The organism is Oleiharenicola lentus (assembly GCF_051660365.1).
GTDB lineage: Bacteria > Verrucomicrobiota > Verrucomicrobiia > Opitutales > Opitutaceae > Lacunisphaera > Lacunisphaera lenta_A.
Genome location: NZ_JBOZXB010000001.1, coordinates 3,758,671 through 3,765,525, shown reverse-complemented (window position 1 = coordinate 3,765,525; position 6,855 = coordinate 3,758,671). Strand labels below are relative to the sequence as shown.

At 58.3% G+C, this 6,855-nt stretch carries 7 protein-coding genes; all 7 read right to left on the bottom strand.

The window, feature by feature from the left end:
• Positions 1-129: GDP-mannose 4,6-dehydratase (locus tag ACRRQW_RS14770; RefSeq protein WP_438482330.1), on the bottom strand; the 129-nt coding region annotated here is incomplete at its 3' end.
• A 19-nt stretch (positions 130-148) separates the two neighbouring features.
• Positions 149-1,120, bottom strand: coding sequence for an NAD-dependent epimerase/dehydratase family protein (locus tag ACRRQW_RS14765; RefSeq protein WP_438482329.1), 972 nt, complete (start codon positions 1,118-1,120; stop codon positions 149-151).
• Between the two features lie 141 nt (positions 1,121-1,261).
• Positions 1,262-1,816 (bottom strand): GbsR/MarR family transcriptional regulator, encoded by a 555-nt coding sequence (locus tag ACRRQW_RS14760; protein ID WP_438482328.1) that lies wholly within the window; start codon positions 1,814-1,816, stop codon positions 1,262-1,264.
• Between the two features lie 85 nt (positions 1,817-1,901).
• Positions 1,902-3,656, bottom strand: a complete 1,755-nt coding sequence (polX, locus tag ACRRQW_RS14755) for a DNA polymerase/3'-5' exonuclease PolX (RefSeq protein ID WP_438482327.1) — start codon at positions 3,654-3,656, stop codon at positions 1,902-1,904.
• Positions 3,657-3,705: 49 nt separating this feature from the next.
• Positions 3,706-4,875, bottom strand: coding sequence for an AMP-binding protein (locus ACRRQW_RS14750; protein WP_438482326.1), 1,170 nt, complete (start codon positions 4,873-4,875; stop codon positions 3,706-3,708).
• A gap of 41 nt (positions 4,876-4,916) precedes the next feature.
• A complete protein-coding gene (locus ACRRQW_RS14745; protein WP_438482325.1) occupies positions 4,917-5,936 on the bottom strand; it encodes an o-succinylbenzoate synthase in 1,020 nt (339 codons plus the stop codon).
• Between the two features lie 49 nt (positions 5,937-5,985).
• Complete coding sequence (locus ACRRQW_RS14740; RefSeq protein ID WP_438482324.1) at positions 5,986-6,747, bottom strand: WecB/TagA/CpsF family glycosyltransferase; 762 nt, start codon at positions 6,745-6,747, stop codon at positions 5,986-5,988.
• Positions 6,748-6,855 lie beyond the last annotated feature (108 nt).

Sequence of the window (6,855 nt, the reverse complement as noted above, 5' to 3'; positions counted from 1 at the left end):
GATGCGGCTCGTATTAAAAGTAGAGGCGCGCCGGATAACCCCGTGCACTTCATACCCTTTCTCGAGCAACAACTCGGCGAGATAGGATCCATCCTGTCCGGTGATACCGGTGATCAAAGCTTTTTTCATAGCATCAATTAATAATAAATTATATTTGAACCGTTTTAAGCCAGTCCCGATTCGCAATGTGCCACTCGACAGTTTTCCTAAAACCGTCTTCGGCGCTCACCGCAGGCGACCAACCGAGGAGCCGCTTGGCCTTGGTGATATCAGCCGAGGTTTCTTGGATGTCCGCCCGATGAGCGGGTTGCGCATCGATGAGCGCTTTTTTTCCGAGCGCACTTTCGATAATTGAAATCACTTCGCGCAATGTCGTGGGCGTGCGCCCGCCACCGAGGTTGATAATTTCGTAACCGAGCGGTTTCGCGGCGAGAATCGTGCCTCGCGCAATATCGTCGATGTAGGTGAAATCACGCGCCTGCGTGCCATCGCCGAACAGCGTGATCGGCGTGCCTTCGTCGATCCACTTGATGAAGCGCAACGGCGCCATATCTGGACGCCCCGCCGGGCCGAACACGGTAAAATAACGCAGCACCGATACATCTATGCCGTAGAGCTGATGATAGCTATACGCGATCAGTTCAGCGGCTTTTTTCGTCGCCGCGTAAGGCGACTGCGGAGTGTTCACCGCTTGATCTTCCGTGAATGGCAGCGGACAACCCGCATACAGCGAAGAACTGGAAGCCAGCACGTGTTTCTTCACACCGTATTTCCGCTGACATTCCAAAATGTTGAGCGTGCCGAGCGTGTTCGTGCTGAGATAAACGTGCGGGTGCTCCATACTGTAACGAACGCCGGCCCGCCCGGCCAAATTGAACACCGCATCGAAACGGTTAGCGGCGAAAAGTTTCTCGAGTTCCGGCAAATTCTCGATGTCGAGCCCGAGAAACACAAACCGCTCCTGCCCACGCAACGCGGCGAGGCGGTATTCCTTCAACCGCACGTCGTAGTAATCGTTAAGATTATCCACGCCGACTACGGCATGCCCGTCCGCGAGTAACCTCTCACATACTTTCGACCCGATAAACCCGGCAGCGCCTGTGACGAGATAAGTCGACATCACTTTGTTACCGCTAATCCACCGCCCGCCCGCCGATTGTCTGACCGAGCTTCGCCCCGTCGCTTCTTTTGAAAAGCGACCGTGTGTTCGTGACTGGATGTAATCCGCATGAAAGCGGGGCGGCATCTCGTGCCGCGGACCTCACAGTTTTGTGAGGCTTAAAAATGTCCTGACTACCGGGAGCAGTGCGCGCGTGCGGTCATTCCACTGCTGAAGCTTCTGCACGCGGCTAAGGACCACCTTTTGCTCGGTCGCAGAGAAAGCCGCGGTCGCCCGATTGAGCGTAGCCAAACGGTTCTTTCCCGTATCGAGCTGCTTTTTTAAACGCTGCTCGATAAAACGATCGATCAAACTGCGCATTTCCATGTCCGGCATGAAAAGCTCGGTGCGATCAGCCGCCGTAGAAACTTCCTTCACCGCGCCCACTTCGCGCAACGCCCTCAAGCCCTGGCTCACGGAGCCTTTTGAAAAATTCAAGCGCGCTTCGATATCCGCGAAACTCAGCGGAGCCGGCGACGCCACAATCAGGCCATAAATGGCCGCCACCGACTTCGGCACGCTCAGTAGCTCAGCTGCACTCACAAAAAACTGCACCATCTCCGCCTCGAAACCCACAATCTCAGGGTTCCGCTCACCTTGAAGCACCAGATCCTGCGGCGCAGAATCGTTGCTTGAGAGGGAAGAGGGACGCGACATGGCCCATCAATAAGCACAGGGTGCGCCAACACTTCAATTCAAAATGAACTAAACTAACGGCAGTTCGTCACAAACTTGTGATCCTCTACTTCGAGAAGAAATCAGTTACCTCAGACAGTTTTAAACTATTGAAAATGTGATCTTTGCGCAACCATCCTTTGCGAGCCACGTTCACGCCGGTCCGGTAATATGACAACTGCTGCGTCGTGTGGGCATCGGGATTAATGCTGGTTATTAACCCTTTATCCGCTGCGCGTCGCCAGTGCCGCCAATCCATATCGAGTCTCCATGGGCTCGCGTTGAGTTCGATGATGACTTCGTTGGCGATGGCGGCGTCGATCACTTTGTCGATATCGACGTCGTAGGCTTCGCGCGCGAGCAAAAGCCGGCCCGTAAGGTGCCCGAGCATCGTGGCGTGCGGATTTTCGATCGCCCGGATGATGCGTTGCGTCATCGCCTCACGACCGGACTTGAACGACGAGTGCACCGACACCACGACGTAATCCAAGGTCGCCAGCACGTCATTTGCGAAGTCCAAACGCCCATCCGGCAGGATATCGCACTCCGTGCCAGAAAACACGTGGCACCTAAACTTCTTCGACGCGTTCAGTTTTGCGATCGCCGCCACCTGCTCCGCCAATCGCTCTTCGGTGAGCCCCCGCGCCTGCACGCTCGATTTCGAGTGATCGGCGATGCCCAGATACTCGAAACCGAGCGCTTGGGCCGCCGCCGTCATTTCTTCGAGCGTGTTATGCCCGTCGGATGCCGTCGTGTGATTGTGAAACACCCCGCGAATATCCTCCACCGTGACGAGCTCCGGCAGCGCATTTTTCTCCGCCGCCTCGATCTCGCCCAATCCTTCGCGCAACTCCGGCGCCACGAAGGCCAGGCCGAGTTTCTTAAATAAATCCGCCTCGGTCTTGATATCCGTTTTGCGGCCTGCGCTTTCTGCTTTCGCTTTCGCCGTGCCCTCGCCTTCCGACGGCACCAAACCCCATTCGCTCATGCTCAGCCCTTGCGCGAGCGCGCGCTGCCGCATCTGCACATTGTGATCCTTCGACCCCGTGAAATGGTGCAGGGCAAACACGAATTGCTCCGGCGGCACCAACCGCAAATCAGCCTGGATACCCGATTCCAGCCGCACACTGGCCTTCGTTTCACCGTGAGCCGTGACCTCTTTCACCCCGGGCTGCGCCACAAACCAATCGCCCACCGGTTTTGGGTCGGACGTCGCCACGAGAAAATCCAGATCTCCCACCGTCTCCATCCTGCGACGCAAACTCCCCGCGTGTTCCGCTTGCACGACTTGCGGCAACTTCCTCAACCCCGCGAGAATCGGCTCAGCCACCTCCCACGCGTCGATCCAGATATGACGTTTGCCGTAGGCTTCGCGATTGCGAATCCCTTCCAAGATTTTCTCCTGCGATTTTTCCCCGAAGCCTTCGAGTTCGGCGATTTTCCCCTCGAGACAGGCCTGCTGTAATTTCTCGATCGAATCGACCCCGAGCTTGGTTTGCAGCGCGCGAATCTTCTTCGGCCCGACTCCGGGGATTTGCAACAATTCCACCAATCCCGGCGGCAGTGACTCCTTCAATTTCGTGTAGAAACCCAACTCGCCGGTCTGGTGCAACTCGGTGATTTTTTGCGCCAGCGCTTCGCCGATGCCTTTCACTTCATCGAGTGTGCCCGCCTCGATGCGTTCCGCGATTTCTGTCTCGCTCAACGACTCCACCACCCGCGCGCCCGCCTGGTAAGCGCGCGTCTTGAACGGATTCTCGCCCTTCAGTTCGAGGAGCGTCCCGATGTCGATGAGGATGGCGGCAATGTCGGCTTTAGTCACAGCAGGTAAAATGAATCACGCCCATGCACAGACAAACACGAATCTCGGGCTAACTGCGTTTTAACTCCTCCATCGCCGCACGCGACGCTTCCGCGCGATTCACTTTTCCCTGCGCATTTGCCGGCCAATGCGGGATCGCGACGAACTGCTTTGGCCGCTTCGACGGGGTCAGCAAACGCGCGAGCGCCGCGCTGACCGCATCGATTCGCGGCTGGCTCGACGCCGGATACACCGCAATCACGCGTTGGCCCCATTCCGCGTCAGGCACCCCGACGACGATCACATCCAAAAATTCTCCCGTCCCGCGCAATGCCGCCTCCACTTCCACCGGATCCACTTTTTCACCGCCAGTGATAATCACCGCGTCACGCCGACCCGTGACATGGAGTTGCCCGCTTTCGTCAAAGTAACCGCCATCGCTCGTCGCAAACGACTCATCAGCTTCCCGCCACTCGGGAAAATATCCGCGAAACACCGAGCCACCTCCCACGAAAATATTGCCATCGTCGCTCAAACTCACCTGCACATGCGGCAACGGCGCCCCGTTACTGCGTGCGCCCGCAAGAAATTCCGCAGGCCGCAATCCCGCGATCATCGCCGCCGTTTCGGTCATCCCGTAGCCCGGCGAAAGTGGCAACCGCGCCACTGCCGCCTTGTCGAGCAACTGCGGCCAGGCCGCCGCGCCTCCTAGAAAAATAATCCGAAATCCGCGCAACCATTCCGTCGCATCGGCATCGCGCAACAACCGCTCCAGTTGCGTCGGCACGAGCGAAATCACCCAGCCATGCGTCTTTGTCGGCAGCACCGGTCGCTCGCCCCGCTCGATCGCTTTCCAATCCAGCGCACGATACTCGCCACCCGTCAGCGCACACCGCATCCACGCCATGAACCCGCTCACATGATAAAGCGGGAGCAGCCCCACTGCATTTACCTGCGCCAATTCGAAGTGACGCGTAAATCCACGCACCGCCGCCGAGATCGTCTCCGCGTCGTGCCGCGCAAATCGCACGCGCCCGCTCGTGCCGCCCGTCGGAATCATCAACCAACCCAACTCCGGATTCGCTTTCGCATCCGCCGGCGCGCTCCGCAGCAATGCATCGACTTGGTTGCGCTCAAATGCGCCCCAATCCGGATTGCAAAGAAACACCTCGCCCGCGCCGCCGCACGCGTGCGCAAACGCCTGCATGAATCGCCGCGGATCCGATTCGGCGATTTGCATTCTCGCCGCGCCCTGCGCAGACACGCCTCCCAGCAAACGAGCTAAGCCAGCGCGTTCCACAACGCCTCCCCGGGTTCTTGCTGGATGCACGACGCATCCGCCAGCGGCCCGATGACCGGGCCATCCCACACTCGTTCCCCAAAAATTTCGCCCACGCCAAAACCCAGCGCGCGCTGCGTTAACCCGCCGCCCAAGACCACCCGCAAAATCGCCGAACGCGCCAGCGTGGTTTCAATCGCGCTCGATAACACGATGTCCGCTTTCGTGTCACTCACCCATCTCACGAGTTCTTCCAAAGGCCCACTCAACGCCGGCTTGATCACAAACACTCCGCGCCAACCCAGTGCTTGCCAGTGCCGCGCTTCGCTCAAACGCACCACGGACTCATCCAGCGCGAGTTTCACCGGATAATCTTCCGCGAGCCCGAGCAGCGCGTCCTCGTCGCCAGCGGTCACTGGCTGCTCTACAAATTCCACCGGTCGATCCGCGCAACGTTCCAACCACCGCACGGCTTGGCGCGACGTCCATGCGCCGTTGGCATCGAGCCGCAACTTCGCATGCGCCGGCAGTCGCGCGAGCAAATCATCCAGCAATGCGAGTTCGTCGGCGATCTCACCGACGCCGACTTTCCATTTAAACGCCAGAAATCCCCCTTCAATCTTCTCCTTCAAAACCGTTAACGCCGCCCGCCCCGCCGGCAGCAATGCCGCCACCGGCAATCGAACCGGTTTCACCGATGCTGCATTAGCTGGGTCTGCCGCTTCGCTCGCCGCCGCCCTCGCCTGCGCCAATGCGAACCGCACGCACCCCATCCGCTCCGGCACCGCGTCGAGCACTTCATCCGAAACTTTATCGCCGAAACCACGGCAACGTTCCTCTCCTTCCGCCAGCGTCTCCGTGCCAAACCAGGGAATCGGAGCGATCTCCCCAAAACCCACGCGCCCGTTTTCCCTTTCCAGCCGCACAATGATTCCCTCTCTCTCCCGCCACGGACCATGCACCGTGCGCAACGGCGCACCGAATGACCGGCGATATTTTTTATAGACGAAACGGTAAATCACTCGCTCAACATTAAATAGCCACGCCGGCTTGGCAATTGCGCGTAAGCATTTAAGACGGCACTGGCACACGCTCGCGGTAGCGCACCATTAAACCGAACAAGCGAAGCGCCTTCCAATAGCGCGGCCAGAATTTTCGCGGCGATGACGCGAGCCGCCACAGCCAACCGAGATAAAAAAAGTCCACCCAGTTGGGTATCTTCACTTGGTCGCCACTGAGAAAACCAATCGCCGCCCCGATACAATGAATCGACGGCACGCGCACTCCGGCATCCTTCGCCAGTTCATTCCGAAGATAATATCCCAGGCGCTCCTGCACGCCGCCTCCCAGGCAAAGCACCACATGGTTTGGCCGACGCTCGCGCAGCACCGTGAGCAGCGCTTCGTCACGCAGCGCGCCTTCCCCATACATCGGCGCAAGATAACAGTCCCTCTCCGTGGTTTTGAAACCCTGCGTTTTCAACCAAGTTAAATTACGATCTCTCGCGTTCGTGCCAGGCATCACGAAAAACACCGCGCCCGATTGTTTCACTTCCGGGCGGTCGAGCAGCAGCTTCAAATACTCGAGCCCCGAGACACGCTCCAATTTTTTCCCTTTCAACACTCTCCACAAAAGCACCATCAACCCGCTGTCAGTGATCGCCATATCCGCGCCTAATACCGCTTCGCGCATGGCAGGAACCCCGGCCACATCGACTAACACGGGCGCAGATGGCACGACGATGAGCCCGCCTTTGCAGGCTTCGTCAACGACGGCCGGCCCGGGGCCCACTTTGAACCGGATACCGAGAATAGTGTGGATTTCGAGACTCACAGCGCGCGAACTTTCCAAAGATTTTTGCGCGGAGCAATCAAAGTCTCTCGGCTAGAATGTCTCAAAGAACGTTTTAACTCAAACTAGCAACACAGTCCTCCCGACGAG

What these genes read in the sequence shown, in the direction of transcription:
- ACRRQW_RS14760 (WP_438482328.1), bottom strand. Translation starts at nt 1,816, where the DNA reads ATGTCGCGTCCCTCTTCCCTCTCAAGCAACGATTCTGCGCCGCAGGAT.
- ACRRQW_RS14750 (WP_438482326.1), bottom strand. Translation starts at nt 4,875, where the DNA reads ATGCAAATCGCCGAATCGGATCCGCGGCGATTCATGCAGGCGTTTGCG.
- ACRRQW_RS14765 (WP_438482329.1), bottom strand. Translation starts at nt 1,120, where the DNA reads ATGTCGACTTATCTCGTCACAGGCGCTGCCGGGTTTATCGGGTCGAAA.